This is a genomic window from Bacillus cereus ATCC 14579 (assembly GCF_000007825.1).
In the GTDB taxonomy this organism is placed as follows: Bacteria; Bacillota; Bacilli; order Bacillales; family Bacillaceae_G; genus Bacillus_A; species Bacillus_A cereus.
Window position 1 is genome coordinate 906,645 of sequence record NC_004722.1, and the last position, 21,923, is coordinate 928,567.

The following is a 21,923-nucleotide window of genomic DNA, read 5'->3' on the forward strand; positions in this document are numbered from 1 at the left end:
TTATATTGTATGGCTCATTTGATTGCATGCCCAACTTAGCTGGACACACGTTTAAAAAGAGTGATATTGATAGGGAATTTTCATATATTTATTGGGATTTCTTTGGCATGTTCTGAAAATTAGAGAAAGGATTTGAGTGATGGGACAATTTCAAAGTAATTTTCAAACGGCACAACAAATTGCTACGCAGATGAGAACAGCTTCGAATATAATCCAAAGTGCAACAAATCGTTCTATAACAAAGGCGACGCGTACAACACTATCTGTTAATTCCAAAGCACAAGAAGCGAATCAACAAATGTTAGATTTTACGAAACAATTTTCCACTGCCTTTCAACAAGCGGTCGATAATATTCATTCAGTAGCCCAAGAGTTTGAGAGAATGGATAACGAACTTCACAATACTTTTCGCTAATGTGACAACCTACGTAAAGGTAAAATAGTAAGAGGAATATAATGAGTCAAGATATTGAAAAACAAATCAATCAAGTAAATCAAAAGTTAAGAAGTGTATTTGAAGAACAAGACCGAAATCAATCCGCGATTCACATTCAGGAGCAAGCGGAAGCAGATTTTTATGAATGGAGAGGTCGAAACCATCGTTTGTTTGATCGAATTTTAGGAACTTGGTATGGTGATAGAGAAATGTCTCAATTTTTTATGAATACATATCAAGAGGCACAACATATTGAACGAAAAGTCACATTTGAATTAGAAAACCAAAAAGAAACGTTGCTTAAAGAAAGACGAAACCTTAGTGATTTAGAAAACGACCTTTCCTATCAACAACAACAATTAGCGAGGGAGGTCAATGCATGAGCTTAAATATGTATTTAGGAGAAGTACAAGGCCAAACTCAAAGTATGAATGCTGTATGTAACGCTACTATTCAAGGTATGGAACAAGTCATTCAGTCAATTGATGCCTTTGCAATTGATACTGTTTTACAAGGACAAACTTATAGCAGTGCAAAATCATTTTTTGTACAAACCTTTCGTCCTTTAGCGCAAGGAATCATTTATCTGTGTGAAGAGTTAATTCGCCAGAACGATGCTTTTCCAAGTCAATTTCAATCACAAGTCGCTTCCACAGATGTAATTGAACAAGAAATATTAGAACAAATTCGAGAAATTGACCGAATGAAAGCAAGTATGGAAGCCATCAGTCAAGCTATGCCAATCCCAGGTATGGACGCTATGGCGAATCTTTTTACTGTGATGAGGAAAAAACTGCAAGAAAAGCTGGATCATTTGTATCAATTCAATCAGACCTCTAGTAATAATTATAGTACAGCACTTCAATTAGCAGCTAGTATTGCTGCAGGTCTTGCGGAAGTTCAAAGTGGAAAAGGCTTTAGTCCTGCAAGTGGTACATTTAGTACGCAAGGGTTGAATATGGAATGGACAACTTCAATTCAAGCGATTACAGAAGAGAGGGCACGACAAGCTGCCAATTCAATTGAAGAAGGTGAAATGTGTGGTAAGCTACCTGAAAAATCTACTGGTGAAAAAATTTGGGACGGTATTGTAGAGGGTACGGGACAAGCAGTTAGCGATACAATAGACGGAATAAAAGCTTTAGGAGATTGGGAAACGTGGGAAAACATGGGGAACGCTGCTTTGCACCCTATTGATACCCTTAGTACCATGTATAATACATTGTCAGATTCATTTATTAATGATGTAATAAATGGAGATGCTGAAAGTCGTGCTAAATGGGGAAGTTATGCTTTAACACAAGTTGGATTAGGACTTATTGGTGATAAAGGATTAAGTAAAGCAAGTAAATTAGGTCAAGCAGGTAAAGTGACCAAACTAGCAAAAAATAAGATTCCGCAAGCTGTTTCACATATTACAAGTAATTTACAAATGGGAGATCGCTTTGCTTTTGCTGGTGGAAATAGTTTGCGGTTTAGATTTGATACGCCTGATTTTAAAAAAGCTGAAGAAAAGCTGTCGACCTATCAGTTTGCTAGAGGTGAAAGTAATTATGGTGGGAGTAATTTTGTTAATGAAAATCATAGATCTTCACTTTCTAATAGGGAAATTATATCTAATTTACAACATACAGAAAAATTTAGACCAAATACACTCAAACATATCCTAGAGGGTGAAATAAATTGGCGTGGTGACGCAATGGGTTATCATACTGAAGTATTGGAGAATACACCTGGAAAAATAATTAGCGGAACAGAAGAGATATTAAATGATCAAGGCATTTATAAAGCTAGGGTAGAAGTGAATGGAACCCCTAAAACTGGAAATAGAGGATTTTCTACATTTTTCCCTAAAGATTGGAGCCCGCAAAAGATTGTAGATAATATAAATGAAGCATATAATAATAGAACGTATGAATTTGGTAACACATATTCTGGAATAGGTTCAGAGGGTATAAGGATTAGCATGTATATAGATGGGAATGGGAAAATTATCTCTGCTTTCCCAGCGGAATAAATTTTATCTTTAGTATAAAGGAGTACAATAGTAATGAAATATCCATATAGCTTTGAAGTACTTACCAATGGAAAACTAGTTATGAGGCTTCCTCAAGAAATTAAACTTATGGAGACTTTTTTAGGCGTTGAAGTTTCTGCGTTTGGAGATTGGATTTTAGAAGAAATACATAGTGTTTTAAATGGGAAAGAAAATTACGTAGTAGTAAATGGAAACATTTGTGGTTTAGAAATTCGGAAAGATACAACTACTGTCCTAGACAATTTGGCTGAAGATGGTAAGGGAGATTTTTGTGAGATAGAAACGATTGAATTAGTAGATTTAATTCATATTTGGCAAGATAAACAAAAAGAATTTAAAAAAGGAAAAAATAAAGAATTGAAATAATAGATAGAGCTGACTTCTTATAGAGGTCAGCTCTATCTATTATTTCATATTTCTCCATTATCTCAGGTTTTAAAGTCTTTTTTCCTAAATAATTATCAGCAATAGTCATTGCAAAAGAATCTAAAGGTATTTAGATATGATGATGGGTGGAGAGATAGTTCGCATGAATTTTGGTGTGATCCATTTAGTGGATTAAGAATTCGTTTACAGGAAGAGATTGCTATTGTATCTGATTTTATAGAAAATTTATATGAAGTGGATGAATATATAAAGATTTTAGACGATGCTGTAGAAGGGAAATATCTCGATTTTGAATTAGAATATAATGCTGCAGTAGTAAATTCTAATAGTCCGTGGAAATGGAGGTAGATTAGTGGTGGAGAAAAATTAACAGCTCCCCAAAAAGCTATTATTAAGCAGGTTGCTATTGAGAAAGGTTTAATACCTGATGTTCCTATGAAATTAGGTACACAATATCCTGATTTTAAGAAAGCTGGTTTAATTATTAAATCGGATGAGTTACCAGAGGAAATGTGGTTGGCAAGTGACAAACAACAATTTAAATGATTAGATGCCAGGTAAAATGGAATTAGTACCATTTGGAATACATAATAGCATATTTCATAAAGGTGGGCGGAGTGAAGGACATTGGTCTTATAGATCTAAAGGTAGGTAAAGAAATGGAGGAATTAAAATGAAGATTAAAAATGGTAGTGAACTTCAATCACCAAATGATTAATTAATTGAATCATTTGAGGAATATTGTGAGATAAAATTACCAAATGATTTTATAGATTTTTTGAAAAAATATAATGGCTCTATTCCAATTACTAATGTTTTTTCACATGAAAAAAACGAACTTTTAATTGAACGTTTCTTATGTTTGTTGGAGGACCCAGAAGATGATGATGAAAATGGTTGGTATGATATAGAGGTTGTATTATCTGATATCGATACTCGTTTAACGGATGATGAAGATTTAACAGGGATAAATGTTATTCCATTTGCTGTTTTATTCGCAGGTGATTTTCTTTGTTTAGATTTTAGAGAAAAGGAAATACCATCTGTTGTGGTATGGTATCATGAAGAATCAGAAGAGTTGAATCAGGTAACTAGTGAAGTTGCAGATAATTTTAGTGAGTTTTTAAGTATGTTAAAAGAATAATGTAAGAAAAATAATTAAATTTTATTTATGGGTTTGAATTTGTATTAAAGTTTTTTTGCTTTTAATATTTTAATTAAAAAAGAAGACTAATATTTGCTTTTTAATAGGTTGATATATATTTTAAAGAAATTAAAGGAGAAATGTATCAAGGATATTATCCTTTTCTTCTTTATTGATACCAATGTATTTAAGTGTAAATTGTGGGCGATATAGATTGTTATAAATCCTAGGAAACAGCAATTACAATACACTCTATTTCGTGGGGTATTTGGCATGGTATGTTCAGTAGGATTATTAGTTATAACCCAAAAGTTTGCATATGGAATGTTAGGATTACAAACCCCTATCTATTTTATTTTTTCGGTTGGTTTGTATATTTTTGCTATGAATTATTATTATAAAAATCATATTAAAAAACTTCAGGAATCAATCAAAAAATAAAATCATCGAAAAAAAACTCTGGTTTTGGAGTAGTGGCTTTTGTAGGATTGGGTCAACTCATTGCTAATATCAGTCTTGGTTTTGCAACACAAAAGATGGTAGCAATTGTATTAATGTGTGTATACTCCATGTTTTCGTTTATTTTGTTTCATTTCATTATGGAACTCCATAGGTACTATTATTTAAGGAAGCATATAGAAGATGGGGGAAAAGATAGTGATAAATAGGGAGTTTTATAATTATGAACAACATTACATGGATTAATGTAAGTGAGAAAAAAGTTACAGATGAACAAATTGAACAATTAGAAGAGTACTTTGGTATTAAATTTCCTAATGATTTTATTGAGTGTGTAAAGAAATATGATGGTGGCTATCCTACTCCAGATACATTCAATATTCCTAATCAGGATGAAGATTCACTTAATAACCTTTTAACCTTAGACTCTGAGAGAAAAATTTCTATGCTGCAAACATATAATAGTATAAAAGATAGATTGGTAGATAAAGTATATCCTTTTGCTAGAGACCCGTTTGGTAACCTTCTATGCTTTGATTACCGAAATAATCCTCAGTCACCAACAGTCGTATTTTGGGACCATGAGGAAGAAGAAATGGAAGAATCCATCTATCCTGTTTGTTCATCTTTTGCAGAATTACTTGATAGCTTATATGAGTTTGAAGACGAGGACGAATAATTAATTATGAGTAACAAAAGTAAGACTTATGTAAATTACGCATAAGTCTTTTTAATATTATCCCCAAGTTAAGAAGATTGAGGGGGAAAATTCTCATGAATCTAGGGGAGCTAGTTTAAAAGAAATTAAAAGACAATTAAATATACCTAGATTTCAACACCCGATTAGTCAAAAAATGGTACCATTAACAGATAGTAATGGTAAAAGGATATTAAATGATAATAAACAGCCTATTATGACTCGAGAATTAACATATGAAGTAAAAGGTCAAAAAATTATAATTCAAGATCATTCAGAGGGTCATAAGTTTGGAGAAGGTGGAATTGGAGATCAGCCACCGCATCATAATATAAGACCTGAATACAATACACGAACAGGACAGGTAGATGGTATGGAGGATCATTATTATTTTGATAAGAGAAATAAAAAATAGGGAGTATAAAAATGATTGATCAATTTAAATTTTTAAATCCACAAGCGTTAATTAGTATTTTTGGGAAAATACCAAAGTTTGAAGAATCAGAGTTATTAGATGTGCGTCTTAAAAGAGATGGTCCTACTTTAGTTATTCAATTGATGACAAAGGAAAATGTTGAAAACAAGCCAAAACGATGGAACAAGTGGGATGTAATTTATGTAGAGATATCTTTCTTTACTATTCATAATTTAACAATAAAAGGTTTAGGGACAGAAAATATAATTGATTATTTTGAAATAAATACGATAGAAGAAGAAGGTTTATTAAAAATTAAGTGTAAGAATCAAATGTTAGTTGAGTGCTCGTTTGAATGGGCAAAGGTAGAAGGAGTAACCCCAGGCTTAATAGGATTACCGTAATTTTGATGGGAAGTAGATAGTTAATTTTTATAATATTCATATTTTAATGTTTTGGGGTTAAGTCAGGAATTTATAAAGGACATTTGAAACGTTGATAGTGTTGCAAACATATGAAGCGGAAATTACTAAAATTAAGATACGTGATTATATACCTGTATTAGATGATTATGATAGAAGTGTCAAAGGTGAGATTATAATAGGTGGGTATGGTTATAGATTCCGCAGGAGTTTCATTTAAGTTTGAGAAGGAAGCGAGATAATAGAATGCAAAAATTTTCAAAAATAGTTATATGTGTTGGTGCGTTAATAATGATTATACTGGGCATGATTGTACATGATACATGGAAGGATAGGATTTATTTTTCTTTAGCTGTACTTTTTGTTACCGTACTTTCTTTACTATGGAATATAGTTGCTCATAATATTATGGATAAATTTAGAAAAAAGGAGAATAAATAGCTATGAAACTTTTAACGATTGGAACAATAGCAGGGTGGTTTAATTAACATGAAAAAAAGTCTAGATTTTAATAAGAAAGCTTTTGAATATTATATGGCTCTTTATTCTGTAAATGATATAAGATCGACTATAATTACTCTTGTGATTGGGATAGCAGATATATTTGTGCTTTTGCCTGCTTTTGCGAATCCTGTCCAACCGATATATATTTACATAATAGTTCCACCAGTTGCTTTTTTAAATGTATGGGCAATATGGATTGTTATAAATCCTAGGAAGCGGCAATTACAATACACTCTATTTCGTGGGGTATTTGGCATCGTATGTTCAGTAGGATTATTAGTTATAACCCAAAAGTTTGCATATGGAATGTTAGGATTACAAACTCCCATCTATTTTATTTTTTCGGTTGGTTTATATATTTTTGCTTTGAATTATTATTATAAAAATCATATTAAAAAACTTCAGGGACCAATCAAAAAATCAAAGTCATCGAAAAAAAAATTCTGGCTTTGGAGTATTGGCTTTTGTAGGATTGGGTCAACTCATTGCTAATATCAGTCTTGGTTTTGCAACACAAAAGATGGTAGCAATTGTATTAATGTGTGTATACTCCATGCTTTCGTTTATTTTGTGTCATTTCATTATGGAATTCCATAGGTACTATTATTTAAGGAAGCATATAGAAGATGGGGGTAGAACACATGAAACCTTTTAAAGAGGTTTATTGAATTTAAGTATTGTGATTTATGGAAGGAAACAAAAACCTATGGTTAAAGAACCTGTGATGTATGAATATATTGGCTGTTTTTATCCAGAAGGAGGAATGCTGATATGCAAGCATTTAAAGTTGGAAAATTAGTCACATTCGTTGCAATTATAATACTTCTTGTAGTTGCTATTTTATCTCCTTACAACTTATTTAAAAAGATTTATTTTATTATTGGTGTTCTTATTATTGGCGCAATTTCACTTGGTGCAAATAAATTCTTTGAACTGATACACAGTAAATTTAATAAGAAATGATATTACTGGATTACGTGGAACTAAATTAGTCCATCACCATATTGTTGGTGGTCAAGCTGTTGGTGTTCCGCTGCCACTACATCCTGGTTTTGGAGGGATTCATAACGCAGAAAAATCGATTGGAGCATGGGGGAAAAGATGCAGGGGTTGAACCACCCCCATATTCTAATGCAGCACATCACCTAACACCTTGGAATGATAAAAGAGCTATTGAAGCACAAGAATTATTAAAAGAATTTGGAATACACCATGATTCTGCTGCTAATGGAGTATTTTTACCGTATAAAGTAAATGAATATGTGACTACTGAAGTGTTACATATAGGTAACCATTGTACGGATTATATGAAAGAGGTAACTAAGGTACTAAAAGAAGTTAAAGAATATGGTGGTACTCAAGCAGACGCTGTTGCAGCTTTACATGACATAAGAATACGTTTATTAGATGGCAGCTTAAAATTAAATAGCCCGAAATAATTTATGAATAGATTAAATATAAGGGAGAAGGAAAATGAAAATTTGGGAATTGAAGAGCTCATCTAATAACTATGAGTCTTTCCAACTATTAAATTATAAAAAGGATAAGAAATATTTTGAAGGAAAATTCAACTCCACTACAATTTTACTAGATTCATGGGGAGAAATATTTATAAAATGTATAGTTAGTTAAAAGTCTTTGACCAAGAGAAATAGTATGTTTTATTTTTATGATTTTCTCCCAAAAATATATGTTCATAAAACAAGTATAAGAGTATTTTAAAAAGTGTATATCATATAGATGTAAAGTGCAAAATAGTAACTTAAATTAAATACGGCAAGCATAACGCGTTGGTAAGTTTTACTGGCTCCAGCTGAAAATAAAACGCCTATAAGTGGTGCAAATAAACCAATTTTCCAAAAGATATTCGCTGATCCACCTATTTCTAATGTATGTTCATTTACTATAGTTAAAAGAGCATAAGGTACACATATTAAAGATAATATAGCCCATTTGTTCAAAGTGCCACCTCTTTTCGATGTTTTAATAGAAATAATATGAAAAGATTTTTATGATTTTGGAGGTGTATCCTACATATTTGGAATTAGGCTATAGTAAGTTATTATTTGTACTATTAATATATCCACCTATTGTTCCAGTTTCGAAATCATATTCCAATGTTTTCGTTTCATATTCAAATTTCATTACTATTACAACTTTAGTATTATCTTTCCATGAAATTTCATAGAGGTCTGAACTATTAATTATATTAAAATTAGCTACCCTTACTTTTGTTTTCTCTACAAGTTTGTTTTTTTCTTTAAAGTACATTTTTATGTATTTATCATCGGAGAGATGTCCATAAGAAATTCCCGTAATTTCTATTTGATTTGCTTGGTTGGATGACGTATTTTTTACAAGAGGTTTTTCGTTTTCTTGAAAAAACAGCCAATAAATAGGGTATAGAATAAGTATAAAAATGATACTCATACCTAGTAAAAATTTTAATATGCAACCACCAAAATCATGGTCTGCTATTTTATCATTACTTAGCCATTGGCTCATATTAGTTTCACCACTCAACTTTAGTATAATTAGATAGAAAACTTCTAAATGATTTAAATTATCACCTTGTTTAACTTTTTACTAAGAATAGAACGTTAACTACATTTATAAATTATTATCTTCATTTTGGAAATGATTTTTATGTTTCAATTGGTTTAATTTACCACGAAGTGAAACGAACCGCTAGTGTTTTCGAATGATAGCTTTACTTACTATATGTAGAAATATGTGTAAATGGTAGACAGGCTTCAAGTTTTAGTGTAAAAAAATGGCTCAAGTATTATACCGCATTTCAAGGCTTGAAATGAGAGAATACTTGAACTTGGTGTATCTTATAAAGTAGGTATATATTTTTCTTAAGTTGATAGACATGAGATGTTACCCCTATAATCTTCTTTTTTCGTTTCATAATGATTTATTACAAATAATACATGTCATAATCAAAAAAGAAGAGAAGTAGATTTGGATATCTTTTTTGTTATAAAGTTTAAAAACCTCTACATATAAGTAGAGGTTTTTAAATTGCATATTAGTGAATTATGCTTTTTCAAATAAACGAAGATACTAGAATACATAATTTTAACTAGACTTATTATTAACTAATTTATCCCCACCACCAAGCTCCGCCTCAATCTGCGAAGTTTTCGATGACTCATCCATACGCCAATACGTAATAAAGCTGATCGCGATACATCCAGCTACGTAGAAGTAGAAGAGTGATTCCATTCCGATACTTTTTAGCCATAATGCGATGAACTCAGCTGTTCCGCCGAATATCGCGACTGTTAGTGCATATGGTAAACCTACGCCGAGTGCGCGAATTTCAGTTGGGAAGAGTTCTGCTTTTACAATTGCATTAATTGATGTGTAACCAGTAACGATAATGAGACCGACCATCATGAGTAAAAATGCTACGATTGGTTCTGTCGTTTTTTCCATGAAGAAGAAGATCGGTGCTGTTAGTAATGTTCCGAGAATACCGAATGCCATTAATAGTGGGCGGCGTCCAATTTTATCGGATAATAGCCCTGCAATTGGCTGAAGTACGACGAATATAAGTAGTGCGACAAAGTTAATCCAGCTTACAACTTCTTTCGGAAGGCCGACTGTGTTTACCATGAACTTTTGTAAATATGTTGTGTACGTATAAAATGCAACAGTGCCTCCTAATGTTAGGCCGATTACTGTTAATACTGCTTTCGGATGTTTCATAAGAGCGCGAATGGTTCCTGCGCTTTCACGTTTTTGTGATTTTATGTTTGAGAACTGCTCCGACTCATCCATCGTGCGGCGAAGCCATAATACAGCTACTGCGCCCATCGCTCCAATAATGAATGGAATACGCCATCCCCAAGCTTTCATATCTGGTTCGCTTAGTAATTGCTGAAGAACAATTTGAACGCCTAACGCAACCATCTGTCCAGCAACGAGCGTTACATATTGGAAACTTGAATAAAAACCACGGCGTCCACTACTAGCCATTTCAGATAAATACGTTGCGGAAGTTCCGTACTCTCCACCAAGTGATAATCCTTGTAGTAAACGGGCAAGAACTAAAATAATTGGCGCCATAATACCGATACTTTCGTAACTCGGTGTACAGGCAATAATTAAAGAACCACCGGCCATAACCGTAATGGAGAGGGTTAATGCCGCCCGGCGTCCGTGCCGATCTGCATAGCGTCCCATTAATAAACTTCCGATAGGGCGCATTAAAAATCCAACTGCGAAAATAGCTGCTGTGTTCAGTAACTGACTCGTTGGATCGCCTTTAGGAAAGAACTCTGCTGAAAAATAAACAGCGAAAGCAGAGTAAACGTACCAGTCGTACCATTCAATTAAATTACCGACAGAACCTTTGAAAATATTGCCGGCGACTCGATTAGATTTTACTTGAGCCATACTAATTCCTCCTCTTGCTTATAAATAAAATGATAATTATGAAAGCGTGTTCATTGTAGTTGAATTGTACTGTCCTTTAAATAAAATCTCAATATTATGACAATTTTATTCTTTTTGTACTTTATGTACATGGAGAGTTTTAATAGTTGCTTCCTTATTCGTTTTGTCATAATAATAGAAAAAGGAGATTGATAGTTTAGAATATTTTATCAAAGGATATGAAGTATGAAGAAATCACGCAAAGTGTCATTGCAAACGAAAATAGTAAGCTTAATTATTACGTTAATTTTATTTGTCGTTCTCCTGTTAGCGGGAATATTTGTTTACATTCAGTCCGTTGATACGAAGCACCAAGTGGAACAGTTAGCACTGCAAACAGCTAAATCTCTTTCTTTTATGCCAGCTATAAAAGAGGCTTTTCAAAATAACGAACATAAAAGTACTATCCAATCCATTGCGGAACAAGTTCGTGAGCAAGCTGGTGCGGATTATGTAATTGTGGAAGATCGCTATGGGGTTATGTATTCACATTCTAATTCGGAGTTGATTGGTACAAAGAGTAACAACCCGTATAACTATGAGGCACTTACTTTTGGTGGTTATTATACACTCGAAGGAAATGGTACAAGTGGTCCAGCCTTAATGGCAAAGGCACCTATTATTGTTCATAACGGAGACTACGATCAAGTCGTAGGCGTTGTGACAGTAGAGTTTTTAATAAAAGGTATTGAATCTAACATATTGAGTAGAACGAAAGAAATTATCCTCTTTTCATTAGGTGTATTACTAGCTGGAATTGTTGGCGGCATTCTTTTAGCACGTAGTATTCGTAAAGATACACTCGGTTTAGAGCCGAATGAAATCGCAGCGCTATACCGGGAACGAAGCGCGATACTACTATCTATAAAAGAAGGGATTATCGCCATTGATCAAAACGGTTTTATTACGATGATGAACACCTCAGCAGAAGAAATGCTTCATGTAAATGATGATTATATGCAGCAGCACATTTCAAAAGTTTTACCGAATTTTAATATGGAAAGAGTGCTAGAAACCGATCAAGAAATCGCGTTTCAAGATAAAGTGTTTATTTTAAACATGACACCGATACTCGAAAATAATAGTACGGTAGGCGTTGTATGTAGTTTTAGAGATAAAACAGAACTGCAAAACTTAGTGAATACGATATCTGAGGTAAGAAAGTATTCAGAGGACTTACGTGCTCAAACGCATGAATTTACAAATAAACTTTTCGTCTTATCAGGATTACTTCAGTTAGGACAATACAAGGAAGCGATTGAATTTATCCAACAAGAATCTAACATTCATCAAAGCCAAAACCATATTTTATTCCATCAAATTCATGATGCAAAAGTACAAGCAATTTTATTAGGAAAAATCGGAACAGCATCTGAGAAGAAAATCGATTTTCATATTGAAGGAGATAGTGCGCTTCATCCGTTACCAGACCATATAAAAGTTTCACACCTTATTACGATCCTTGGAAACATAATCGACAATGCGTTTGATGCGGTGAGTGAAAGAGAGGAAAAGAGTGTTTCTTTCTTTGTTACGGATATTGGACGCGATATTGTGTTTGAAGTGATAGATAGCGGGATAGGGATACCGGCAGAAAAAATAACAACCATTTTTCGAAAAGGATTTTCAACGAAAGGAACTGATCGTGGTTACGGACTAGCAAATATGAAAGAAATGGTAGATCTGCTAGGGGGAACAATTGAAATTCAAAACGAGAAAAATGGAGGAGCTATTTTTACAATTTACCTTCCAAAAAACATTGAGAGAAAGTACATGACAAACAGGGGGATGGACATATGTTGAAGGTTGCAATTGCAGAAGATGATTTCCGCGTCGCGCAAATTCAAGAGGAGTTTTTATCGAAAATAAAGGACGTAACAGTGATTGGAAAAGCATTGAACGCGAAAGAGACGATAGAACTACTACAAAAGGAAGAAATCGACTTGCTTCTATTAGATAACTATTTACCAGATGGAATCGGAACAGACTTATTGCCACAAATTCATGCTGACTTTCCAAACGTCGACGTCATTATGGTAACAGCGGCGAATGAAAACTATATGTTAGAAAAAGCAATTCGAAATGGCGTAAGCAACTACCTTATAAAACCAGTCACGTTAGAAAAATTTGTTCGCACAATTGAAGACTATAAAAGAAAGAAGCAACTATTACATAGTAACAATGAGGTAAATCAAGCACTCATCGATAACTTCTTCGGGACTTCGCAAACACAAGACATAAAAAACTTACCGACAGGTGTTGATCCGTTAACACTGCAAAAAGTGAAAGGAATTATAAAAGGATTCGAAGAGGGCATTACAATAGAAGAAATGGGAGAACAAATGGGGGCCTCCAGAACAACCGCAAGAAGATACTTAGAATATTTAGTAGCGACAAACGAATGTACAGTAGAGTACAAATACGGCATTATCGGACGACCAGAACGAAAATACCGAATAGGACGAGGACTATGAAAAAACGATTATTACTATGTATATGGATCATGACAGGAGTACTAGTTGGTTGTTCCGTAGAAAAAACGAACACAAATAAAGTAAACATAGACAAAGTAGAAATCGTTGCGCCAAACGTTCAAGGAGCAGGATGGGACTTAACGGCACGAGCGATGCAAAAAACACTAACGGAAGAAAAAATCTTCACAAAACCAATCACTGTCACAAACAAAGTAGGTGGCAGCGGTGATGTCGGATGGAAATATACGAAACAAAAAGGTGGTCACGTACTGGCGATTAACTCAAGCTTACTCATAACGAACAACCTACTAGGCCACAGTAAACTAACATATAAAGACTTCACGCCGCTCGCGACACTTGCATCAGACTGGGAAGTCGTTGTCGTATCAAAAGACTCGAACATAGAAAACGCAAACCAACTAATGGAACAACTAAAACAAAACAAGAAAAACTTCAAAATCGGCGTTGCCCCAGGCCTAGGAAACGACGATCACCTATCCTTCGTACAAGTAAGCAAAGCATTCGGCATAAACCCTGCCGAGCTACAATTCTTCGTCTACGAAAACAAAGAAAAAATCATAAGTGCTCTAACGAACAAACAAATAAACGCCGCAACCATGACCCTATCCGAAGCCGAAAAACAATACAAAGCTGGCAAAATAAAAATACTAGCCGTATCCGCACCAAAACGGATAGACCGACTACCACAAATCCCAACATGGAAAGAACAAGGAATCGACGTCATATTCCAGCACTGGAAAGGAATTATGGGCCCAAAAGATATGACGGAGGAAGAGGTTGCTTATTGGGATGATGTGATTAAGCGGATGGTGGAGAGTGATAGTTGGAAGGGGATTTTGAGGGAGCGGGGTTGGGAGAGTTTTTATAAGGGGAGTGGGGAGAGTAGTGGGTGGTATGGGGGAATGATTAAAACTGAAAAAGTGGACGAAGAAGGGAGTTATCGGATGAGATTTTTGGGCCTTTTTATAGGAAACTTAATATATAGTTAGAAGACAAATTTTTTATGGTATAGATATTGAGATGCATTTTCGGATTTTGATAGATATTTTTATGAGAATTTATATATGTTTATTATATAATTAAAGAGGGGAGTAATTTGTTGATATAGTACTCAGAAAGATTTAATATTATTTTTAGTTGAGCATTAATGGGAAGTTTCCGAAACCATCCGTTTTATGGTGTTATTTAGTATGGAGGGGCTAGATGTTTTGTGGAGGGTGTTAGTGTTATAGGAAATGTAATATATAAATATGATTAAAGGACAAAGTTAGATAAAATAATATTGTTTTTATTCATATTTATTGAGGAATGTTTCGTGTGATTAAAAAGGAGTGGATTATTTGTATTTTTCAGCAACTTTATTTAATAAATATTATAAACTTCTTGGAACAAATGATGAAGGTAAATTAAATCTTGAAAGAACATCTTCTTTAGCATATTTTTTAGCATTAGATCAAATGCAAAAAGATGAGGAAGAACCCAATGCAGTTATTAATATGTATAAAGATTCTCTTTCAAGAAAAAATTTCATGGAAAAAGTAGGAGAAATTTTTGTCATTGCTAAAAATGGAAGTTTTGAATATCAAGCAAATATCTTAGGGTGTATCAACAAGGTGGAAGGTGGAGGCAATTCTATGTCTTCTAAGACTGGTAAAAACTTTCTTTCTACACAGGTAATATCAGCTTCTTCTAGCCCTAATCCAGTCGGGTATCCTAAACGACCAGCAGCGAGCTTTATTCTCGAATTAGGATTTGAAATTGAAGGGCATAAACATGGTATTAAAAAATCTGATAGTTGGAAAAATAACTTGATGAAATTTATCGAATTTAGGAAATGTGGAACTGATACGTTTCCCTTAATTGTCTTTCTTTTAAGGGATAAGCAGTTGAATAATAACTTGGATTTTAATAATGCTATAAGAGAAGGGTTAGGAAGTGCATATACACAAGCTGTAGTAGATTACCTCATAGTAAATGCTCAGGTTCCAAGTTTAGTATGGGATGATTTACAAAACTTTGCTACTGCCCCGTTTACGATAGATGAATTAGATACAGAATTATTCATGCAAGATCAACCAGAAACAAATAACTTGCAACCAACTGTTCAAGTCAAAGAGTTTAAAGAAATAGAAATTCCAAATGATATCTCAAGAAATAGAATAGTTTATGGAGCGCCTGGAACGGGAAAAAGTTATAAACTTAATAAGGACGCTAAAGAATTTTTCCCGGATGATGATTTATACATAAGGGTTACTTTATATCCTAATTACAGTTATAGTCAATTTGTTGGTACATATAAGCCTACTCCAATATATAAAGATGTTGAAGGAGAATTTTATAAATCTGATATGGTAACATCAATAGGACATGGTAAAGAACCCTTAATTGATTACACATTTGTACCTGGACCATTCCTTATTCAATTGGTTAATGCTTTAAAATACCCCAAATCAAATTTTGTCATAATTATTGAAGAAATAAATAGAGCAAATGCTGCTGCTGTATTTGGTGATGTGTTTCAACTTTTAGACCGCAAGGATGACGGAGAGAGCGAATACACTATTACTTTTAATGCAGATGTGACAAATTATTTGCGAAAAGAAGGTATTTTTGATTTGCAGATAAAAATACCAAAAAATTTATATATTTGGGCTACTATGAACAGTGCTGATCAGGGAGTAACCCCTTTAGATACCGCCTTTAAGAGAAGATGGTCATTTGAGTACATGCCTATTGATGCAGGGGAAGGAGCAGTTTCGAGCCTTGAAATGGAATTGAAATTTTTAGAGAATCCGATACTATGGAATAAATTCCGGAAAATTTTAAACCAAAAATTAAAAGAACTTATGGTTCCTGAAGATAAACTAATCGGGCCGTTTTTCATGAAATCATACGAATTAAGTAATCCAGAGAGTTTTAAAAACAAACTTCTTCTTTACTTAAGAGATGATGTTCTTAGGCATAATGCGACAAAATTCTTTAAGCATCAAACTTTCTCGGATATCGTCACTGCTTACGATCAAGGTGGTAATATCTTCAGAACTATTTCAAAGGAAGAGTTAGTAAGAAGTGAATAATATAAGTTTAAAACCCAAGTATTTATTTGAAGGGAAACGATATTCCACTATTTACATCGAAGAGCATATTGATAAAGAATTTGTAGAAAAATTAAAAGCTAATAGAATTTGTCGTGAAGAAAAGAACCAATTAATTTTTTGCTTTGTAGGATTAATTGTTTATAAAAATAAATATTTATTTGTTTTTCCTAAATATATAGATTATGCTACTGAAGATGAAATCTTATCTAAGAAAATGAAGCTAATCTGCCAACTCCTAAATAAATATGGTATTTTTAACTCAACTTATGATAACACTGATTTCTTAATTAATAACATTGAGGATAAATTTATAAGTACTTTTGCAATTTCACGCTTTTTGTTGGAAGACTATTTGCGTAATGGATACTACTCAAAAAAAATTACTGATGTGGGCATTAATGAAGATGGAGAAATTATTTGGGAAAAAACCGTAAGCGAGATTAACCCTTATTATGTAAAAGGTGTTCCTTATTATTTGGATACATTTAATACCAGACAATTGGATGATGAAACTAACATAATTATTCACATTCATAAATGGGCTATATCATATTGTACTGAGGCCTTCGCTTATTTACAAGGCATTGATAATTTGGATTTTGAACGAATGAATGTTGATTTGGCTGAAATTGGAGAAGTGGAGTATCTTGTTAATGTTTTAGAAAGGGAGTTACAAATTACGTTTTTAGATGAGAAAATGATTCTTTTAAAAGCGCTTATAGCACTAATAAAGAAGAGAACACATTCGAAATTAACGGAGTTAGATATTTATGGTACAAGAGAATTTGAATATATATGGGAAAAAGTATGTGGCTATGTTTTCGATAACGAAATTTCTCAGTATGAAAATTTTCTCGAGAAACCTAAATGGACTGACTTTAATGCTATGCAGCTTATAACGAAAAAGACATTTAGGCCCGATATAATTAAAACCTATATTGATATTCAAAGGTATTTTTTGATTCTAGATGCAAAATACTATAATATAAGATTTAAGGAGGGGGACCTTAAAGGAAACCCTGGTGTAAATGATATAGCAAAACAGTTATTATATGAACAAGCATTATCAGCTTATACTAAGGGAAGCATTACAAGGAACATGTTTCTTTTCCCTTATGATAAAGATGAATTATTTGATGTTTTTGGAAATGCTAATTTGGATTTTATGAAGATGGATCCTGTAATATTGGTTTTTCTTTCAGCGGATAAAATATATAAGAGTTACTTAAATGAAGATGTATTTACTTTAGATGAATATAGGCAATTAGAAGCTAAGATACTAAAGTCAAAATGCCTGATTATGTAATAATAAACAATTAGATAAATAAGCCAGAAAATCTCTGTGATTCTTATTACTTATAAAATGAGTTAAAATAGGATACAATATAGAGAATTGGGCTTATTTTTTTTTGGAGTTGATACTATGGTAAGAAAACAAGAGAAATTGAAAGTTGTTTCTCTATTTAGTGGATGTGGTGGACTAGATTTAGGTTTAGAACAAGCCGGATTCGAGATTTTATGGGCGAATGATGTTGATAAACACGCTGTGGAAATATATAAACATAATATTGGAAAGATTGTAGAAGGAGATATAACAAAGATTAGTGAAGAAGAAATCCCTTCATGTGATGTTTTAACCGCCGGATTCCCCTGTCAACCATTTTCTAGTGCTGGAAACAGAAAAGGAGTAATGGATGAGAGGGGTACATTATTTGAAGAATGTATTCGTGTAATTAAAGCTAAAAAGCCATTGGTTGTGTTATTTGAGAATGTTCGTGGCATACTTACAACTAAAAATTTAGATGGATCATTATTGTTGGATTCTATTGTTTCGATTTTGGACGAGTTGGATCCTGGTTATAATGTTGAATATAAGTTGTTGAAAGCGAGTGATTACGGTGTTCCCCAACAAAGATACAGAGTGATTTTTGTTGCTTTTAGGAAAGATTTAGATGTGAATTATAAATTTCCATTGCCGACATATGATTCATCCGATCCAAGTTTAACAGTTGGACATGCTATTAATATTCCTTTAAATACACCAAATCAGGATGAGGTATGGACTCTTTCTCCACAATCAAATAAATTAATCCCTTACATTAAAGAGGGAGGCTCATGGAAAAATATACCTTATGAAATTTTGCCAGAGCGTTTAAAGAAGATTAGAGATGATATAAAGAGATATAGAGCACCTAACTTTTACAGAAGGTTTGCTAGAAACGAAATAAATGGAACAATCACAGCAGCAGCAACACCTGAAAATTGCGGAATTATTCATCCTTTAGAAGACAGAAGATATTCAGTTAGGGAAATTGCAAGGATTCAATCTTTTCCAGATGATTTTATCTTTGTAGGAGAATCTATACAAGCTAAATATAGGGTTATTGGAAATGCAGTTCCTCCTCTTTTAGCCAAAGAAATTGGGATCTCGATTTTAAAGCATTTAGAGAATATTGAGGATGAAAAACTAGAAGAAGCAAGAAAGGGTTACAAACAACTAACTCTTGAATTTTAAATTGGTAATGCGTGATTATCATCTTTTTATAATTAAAATAGGCTGCTATTAATCAAATAAGATGAGTAGTTGATTAAATAAAAAACGTAGGAAGTTTCTCTTTTCCTACGTTTTTTAATAATTGATATATATACTGCTGTGGTATCCAGTCTATAATTTGAAAGGAAATTTGGTGGTTACTATCCTTCTTATGATATATCCGTTCAGATCATAAATATTTTATCAATTACTTCTCAAATATATGTCTGTAATGTGATGATTTTGCAGAGGAAGTACAGTTATATTTTGTTGTTTTTGTTCTCTTTGAAATTAAGTAGTATTGTAAGAGCTTCGATAAAATAAAGGGTTAAAGTTAACTTTCTGTAAATAAAACATATACTTCTTCAGTGAATGGTTTATTATATGACAATGTGTATTATCTCTTTATATTATTCTATCTTCATTAACTATCTATTCGATGTTTCACTATGCTACAGGCTATATGAAAGGCAAGAAAGTTGAAGAAGGTCATCCTACAACAAACTAATCCGAAACAAAATCCCACAAACAATAAAAACCAACGGAAAAACATCCACAACAAGAATCCTAAACGAAAACGAATACATAAAAGAACTATGCAAAAAAACAAGAAGAACTAATAGGGAAGAAATAAAGAAGAGAGAAATACTATGCCCCCGCCCGCAAGCGGTCTCGAGGAACATAGTTAAATGGGTCGCTTAAATCCAAATATGAAGGGAGAGATGAATACATGTGCTTCAGCAACACATGGTCAGCGTAAGCTGTCATTCTGCTGAAAGATAAGGATAATGTAAATTGTCACATTCAGAATTACCAAAATCAATTATTGAGGAACAAAAAGAGTCATTCATTATGTTCCCTAAAGTTCTATTGCATGGGAATGAATATGAAGGAAGAGACCTAGATATATTACATCTTGTCATTATTAAATCGTTAGCGAATAATTTTACTAAAGCAGCTATGACGAGTGTTAATGACTTGATGGTTGTCAAAGGGGTGAATCCTAAGGATAAAGATGCTAGTCAAGCAACAAGAGAGAGTATTGTTCGATTGCAAGCGATGAATTACATCACTATTTATGAGAATAGAAAAAAGACAAAGAAAGTAGTGAATATTAAGCCTGCTCAAACCTACTTCATTGAAACAACTAGAGAGGATGAGGGCTGCTTTGCAAAGGTCTTTGAGTCGGATATTGAAAAAATAATTACGATGCAATTGAACTATAAAGCAAAGCTATTCATCATCAATTTAGCTATTGTGTCGTATCTATTCTACTATCATAATAAGTTTATGGAGCATAAGAGTGTATGGACAACCATCGAGAAGCTTGCAGATATTAAAAAGCTAGATAGGAAGACAGTGATGAAGTATATCAAGCAGTTGCATGAGAAAGAAGTGTTATTTGTAATCACAACTAAGATAGAAGCGAAGAAGAATAAGAACTTCTATGGCAGATACAAGCATAAAGAGTTGATTACAGAAGAAGCAATAACGAATACAGGAGTCTTGCAAAGAGAAACGGTCAAGCTAGTTGAGGGAGTAGTTGAATAACAAATCTCAGTAACAGAACATTTTTAAAGCAAACATATCTTTATTGGTGAAGGGGAATGTTAGTTGTTTAATATAACGATATAAAGATAATGATGTATAACGAGAGATTATAAGTATTAATTTGCAACAGGAGGAATTGGCATGTTTGTTTTTTTGTCTTCATGATTGGACTTGTTTTTGTGTTAACTATTATAAAAACGATTCTTGACGTGATTGTTGGTGTGAAGGAACGGGATTATGTAAAGAACACATTTAATCAATTGCTAAAAGAAAAGAATATTACAAACTATCAGTACATTCGAACTGCAGGGAATCAAATTTTAATTGATGATAGAGATATCTTATACGTTATTCATGATAAAGGATGGGTTTCAAGGGGATATGGGCGCATTACAGATATAGAATTATCAATTGATGATTCTGTAGCTTTTCAATCCTCTCTCTCAAGTGCAACAGGTAGAGCAATCGCAGGTGGAGTTCTGGCTGGAGGCGTAGGTGCAATTATTGGTGGTGTTACTGGAAGGAAAAATGGTAAGAAGATTGTTCATAGAATAACTTTAACTATCTCATTTAACACACCCGATAGACCATATGCAAGGGTTACGTTCTTGGACAATCAACAAGGTGTTGACATCTACAGTGATGAATACAAGAGAGCAGAAGAAGACGCATTGTACTGGAGTAAATTGATTTCATCATTGATGAATTAAAATAGAAGTAAGTTGAAGGCTTTAACCAGAATAATCAATCGGAAAAGAGAGCAGTTATGTAACTGTTCTCTTTGGTGTTGTTAAAAGCTAAACTCGTATGCAAGTGGTGATTAGCAGCTCTATCTACAGTAAGAACCTTCAAAAAATTCCGATACAAGACGGATAAGGGGAGAGTATTGCCAGCCTCACACTAATCATTTTACTCTGGATTTCCGTGTCCATTGGTACTATTCTTCTTATATTAATGAAATTTTGATTTTATAAAAAAGACCATATTATGCTTCTTGGAAGAACAGGTTCTTAAAGGTTCACTGCTAGGAAAACAAATCAACCCGATGGTGAAGCTTTTTAAGACGAAGGAAGCAGAAGATGGACTTCAGGGACATACAGATGGAAATGGATTCCTTATTCTAGACTAGGGAATATGAGTTGTATAGGTTATTTGATTAATGAAGTCTATGGGACCAGAGTTATGAGAACGTAATAACTAACATAGAAAGAATGAGGTTTTTCTTTAAAGTTGAAAAAGTAGCTTAAATAACTGTTAGGGAAATTAATTCTGTAAATTCAGATATCTGTGTTATATAA

24 protein-coding genes and 7 pseudogenes are annotated in these 21,923 nt (G+C 33.2%); 27 read left to right on the forward strand and 4 right to left on the reverse strand.

Translation table 11 applies throughout. The features are described 5' to 3' along the window. Window positions 1-139 precede the first annotated feature (139 nt). The 7 genes and pseudogenes from BC_RS04615 (at window position 140) to BC_RS04640 (ending at window position 4,005) form a co-directional block, all read left to right on the forward strand. On the forward strand, window positions 140-415 hold the full coding sequence (locus BC_RS04615) for a TIGR04197 family type VII secretion effector (RefSeq protein ID WP_000529655.1): 276 nt from the start codon (window positions 140-142) through the stop codon (window positions 413-415). 41 nt (window positions 416-456) lie between these two features. Next, window positions 457-819, forward strand: a complete 363-nt coding sequence (locus BC_RS04620) for a DUF3958 family protein (RefSeq protein ID WP_000076122.1) — start codon at window positions 457-459, stop codon at window positions 817-819. After that, window positions 816-2,453, forward strand: a complete 1,638-nt coding sequence (locus tag BC_RS04625) for a ribonuclease (protein ID WP_000056051.1) — start codon at window positions 816-818, stop codon at window positions 2,451-2,453. The genes BC_RS04620 and BC_RS04625 overlap by 4 nt, the downstream gene beginning before the upstream one ends. A gap of 33 nt (window positions 2,454-2,486) precedes the next feature. Beyond that, complete coding sequence (locus BC_RS04630; protein ID WP_000877046.1) at window positions 2,487-2,840, forward strand: type II toxin-antitoxin system toxin; 354 nt, start codon at window positions 2,487-2,489, stop codon at window positions 2,838-2,840. A gap of 108 nt (window positions 2,841-2,948) precedes the next feature. Beyond that, a pseudogene (locus tag BC_RS27835) lies at window positions 2,949-3,179 on the forward strand (hypothetical protein); the annotation flags it as partial. A gap of 244 nt (window positions 3,180-3,423) precedes the next feature. Continuing rightward, complete coding sequence (locus tag BC_RS27920; protein WP_088351714.1) at window positions 3,424-3,516, forward strand: HNH endonuclease; 93 nt, start codon at window positions 3,424-3,426, stop codon at window positions 3,514-3,516. A gap of 66 nt (window positions 3,517-3,582) precedes the next feature. Then, window positions 3,583-4,005, forward strand: a complete 423-nt coding sequence (locus tag BC_RS04640; protein WP_078223928.1) for an SMI1/KNR4 family protein — start codon at window positions 3,583-3,585, stop codon at window positions 4,003-4,005. Window positions 4,006-4,134: 129 nt separating this feature from the next. Here BC_RS04640 and BC_RS27925 read toward each other — a convergent pair. After that, window positions 4,135-4,209: pseudogene (locus BC_RS27925) on the reverse strand (integrase); the annotation flags it as partial. Here BC_RS27925 and BC_RS27930 point away from each other — a divergent pair. The 10 genes and pseudogenes from BC_RS27930 to BC_RS28375 form a co-directional block, all read left to right on the forward strand. Beyond that, window positions 4,201-4,673 (forward strand): annotated as a pseudogene (locus tag BC_RS27930) (hypothetical protein); the annotation flags it as partial. The pseudogenes BC_RS27925 and BC_RS27930 overlap by 9 nt on opposite strands. Before the next feature lie 14 nt (window positions 4,674-4,687). Then, a complete protein-coding gene (locus BC_RS04645; protein ID WP_001060032.1) occupies window positions 4,688-5,143 on the forward strand; it encodes an SMI1/KNR4 family protein in 456 nt (151 codons plus the stop codon). Between the two features lie 235 nt (window positions 5,144-5,378). Next, window positions 5,379-5,576 (forward strand): HNH/endonuclease VII fold putative polymorphic toxin, encoded by a 198-nt coding sequence (locus BC_RS04650; protein ID WP_000196398.1) that lies wholly within the window; start codon window positions 5,379-5,381, stop codon window positions 5,574-5,576. An 11-nt stretch (window positions 5,577-5,587) separates the two neighbouring features. Beyond that, window positions 5,588-5,980 carry an immunity 50 family protein gene (locus tag BC_RS04655; protein WP_000566919.1) on the forward strand — a complete coding sequence of 131 codons (393 nt, stop codon included), beginning with the start codon at window positions 5,588-5,590 and terminating at the stop codon, window positions 5,978-5,980. 507 nt (window positions 5,981-6,487) lie between these two features. Then, window positions 6,488-7,157, forward strand: a pseudogene (locus tag BC_RS04660) (hypothetical protein). 21 nt (window positions 7,158-7,178) lie between these two features. Further along, window positions 7,179-7,262: pseudogene (locus BC_RS04665) on the forward strand (DUF4176 domain-containing protein); the annotation flags it as partial. Between the two features lie 11 nt (window positions 7,263-7,273). Next, a complete protein-coding gene (locus tag BC_RS04670) occupies window positions 7,274-7,465 on the forward strand; it encodes a hypothetical protein (protein WP_001147552.1) in 192 nt (63 codons plus the stop codon). Window positions 7,466-7,505: 40 nt separating this feature from the next. Next, entirely contained in the window at window positions 7,506-7,616 is a 111-nt protein-coding gene (locus tag BC_RS27935; protein WP_229171573.1) for a hypothetical protein, read from the forward strand. Next, entirely contained in the window at window positions 7,585-7,941 is a 357-nt protein-coding gene (locus BC_RS04675) for an AHH domain-containing protein (protein WP_002195209.1), read from the forward strand. Before BC_RS27935 ends, BC_RS04675 begins: the two co-directional genes overlap by 32 nt. Window positions 7,942-7,975: 34 nt before the next feature. Further along, window positions 7,976-8,125, forward strand: a pseudogene (locus tag BC_RS28375) (imm11 family protein); the annotation flags it as partial. 95 nt (window positions 8,126-8,220) lie between these two features. Here the strand turns inward: BC_RS28375 and BC_RS04680 are convergent. The 3 genes from BC_RS04680 to BC_RS04690 all read right to left on the reverse strand — a co-directional run bounded on the left by BC_RS04680 (window position 8,221) and on the right by BC_RS04690 (window position 10,909). After that, window positions 8,221-8,463: a hypothetical protein gene (locus BC_RS04680; RefSeq protein WP_001045662.1), complete on the reverse strand. Its 243-nt coding sequence runs from the start codon at window positions 8,461-8,463 to the stop codon at window positions 8,221-8,223. Between the two features lie 88 nt (window positions 8,464-8,551). After that, window positions 8,552-9,007: a hypothetical protein gene (locus tag BC_RS04685; RefSeq protein WP_000084806.1), complete on the reverse strand. Its 456-nt coding sequence runs from the start codon at window positions 9,005-9,007 to the stop codon at window positions 8,552-8,554. A 579-nt stretch (window positions 9,008-9,586) separates the two neighbouring features. Further along, window positions 9,587-10,909 carry an MFS transporter gene (locus BC_RS04690; RefSeq protein WP_000079859.1) on the reverse strand — a complete coding sequence of 441 codons (1,323 nt, stop codon included), beginning with the start codon at window positions 10,907-10,909 and terminating at the stop codon, window positions 9,587-9,589. Window positions 10,910-11,134: 225 nt separating this feature from the next. On the opposite strand from BC_RS04690, the gene BC_RS04695 reads away from it, so the two are divergent. From BC_RS04695 to BC_RS28155, 10 genes and pseudogenes are all read left to right on the forward strand, one after another. After that, window positions 11,135-12,751 (forward strand): ATP-binding protein, encoded by a 1,617-nt coding sequence (locus BC_RS04695; protein ID WP_000749654.1) that lies wholly within the window; start codon window positions 11,135-11,137, stop codon window positions 12,749-12,751. Next, window positions 12,745-13,422: a response regulator gene (locus BC_RS04700; RefSeq protein ID WP_000921565.1), complete on the forward strand. Its 678-nt coding sequence runs from the start codon at window positions 12,745-12,747 to the stop codon at window positions 13,420-13,422. Before BC_RS04695 ends, BC_RS04700 begins: the two co-directional genes overlap by 7 nt. Continuing rightward, on the forward strand, window positions 13,419-14,432 hold the full coding sequence (locus BC_RS04705; RefSeq protein WP_000746671.1) for a tripartite tricarboxylate transporter substrate binding protein: 1,014 nt from the start codon (window positions 13,419-13,421) through the stop codon (window positions 14,430-14,432). Before BC_RS04700 ends, BC_RS04705 begins: the two co-directional genes overlap by 4 nt. A gap of 342 nt (window positions 14,433-14,774) precedes the next feature. Further along, the gene (locus BC_RS27940) at window positions 14,775-16,520 is read left to right on the forward strand and encodes an AAA family ATPase (RefSeq protein ID WP_002195205.1); all 1,746 of its coding nucleotides are present in this window, start codon (window positions 14,775-14,777) and stop codon (window positions 16,518-16,520) included. Next, complete coding sequence (locus BC_RS04715) at window positions 16,513-17,847, forward strand: LlaJI family restriction endonuclease (protein ID WP_001059984.1); 1,335 nt, start codon at window positions 16,513-16,515, stop codon at window positions 17,845-17,847. The genes BC_RS27940 and BC_RS04715 overlap by 8 nt, the downstream gene beginning before the upstream one ends. Before the next feature lie 117 nt (window positions 17,848-17,964). After that, on the forward strand, window positions 17,965-19,056 hold the full coding sequence (locus BC_RS04720) for a DNA cytosine methyltransferase (protein WP_000251833.1): 1,092 nt from the start codon (window positions 17,965-17,967) through the stop codon (window positions 19,054-19,056). 525 nt (window positions 19,057-19,581) lie between these two features. Next, window positions 19,582-19,716: pseudogene (locus tag BC_RS27945) on the forward strand (nucleoside triphosphate pyrophosphohydrolase); the annotation flags it as partial. 153 nt (window positions 19,717-19,869) lie between these two features. Beyond that, on the forward strand, window positions 19,870-20,625 hold the full coding sequence (locus BC_RS04725; RefSeq protein ID WP_011109869.1) for a hypothetical protein: 756 nt from the start codon (window positions 19,870-19,872) through the stop codon (window positions 20,623-20,625). A 161-nt stretch (window positions 20,626-20,786) separates the two neighbouring features. After that, window positions 20,787-21,335, forward strand: coding sequence for a hypothetical protein (locus BC_RS04730; protein WP_000579824.1), 549 nt, complete (start codon window positions 20,787-20,789; stop codon window positions 21,333-21,335). A gap of 284 nt (window positions 21,336-21,619) precedes the next feature. Then, a complete protein-coding gene (locus BC_RS28155) occupies window positions 21,620-21,754 on the forward strand; it encodes a hypothetical protein (RefSeq protein ID WP_002195203.1) in 135 nt (44 codons plus the stop codon). The last annotated feature ends 169 nt before the right edge of the window (window positions 21,755-21,923 follow it).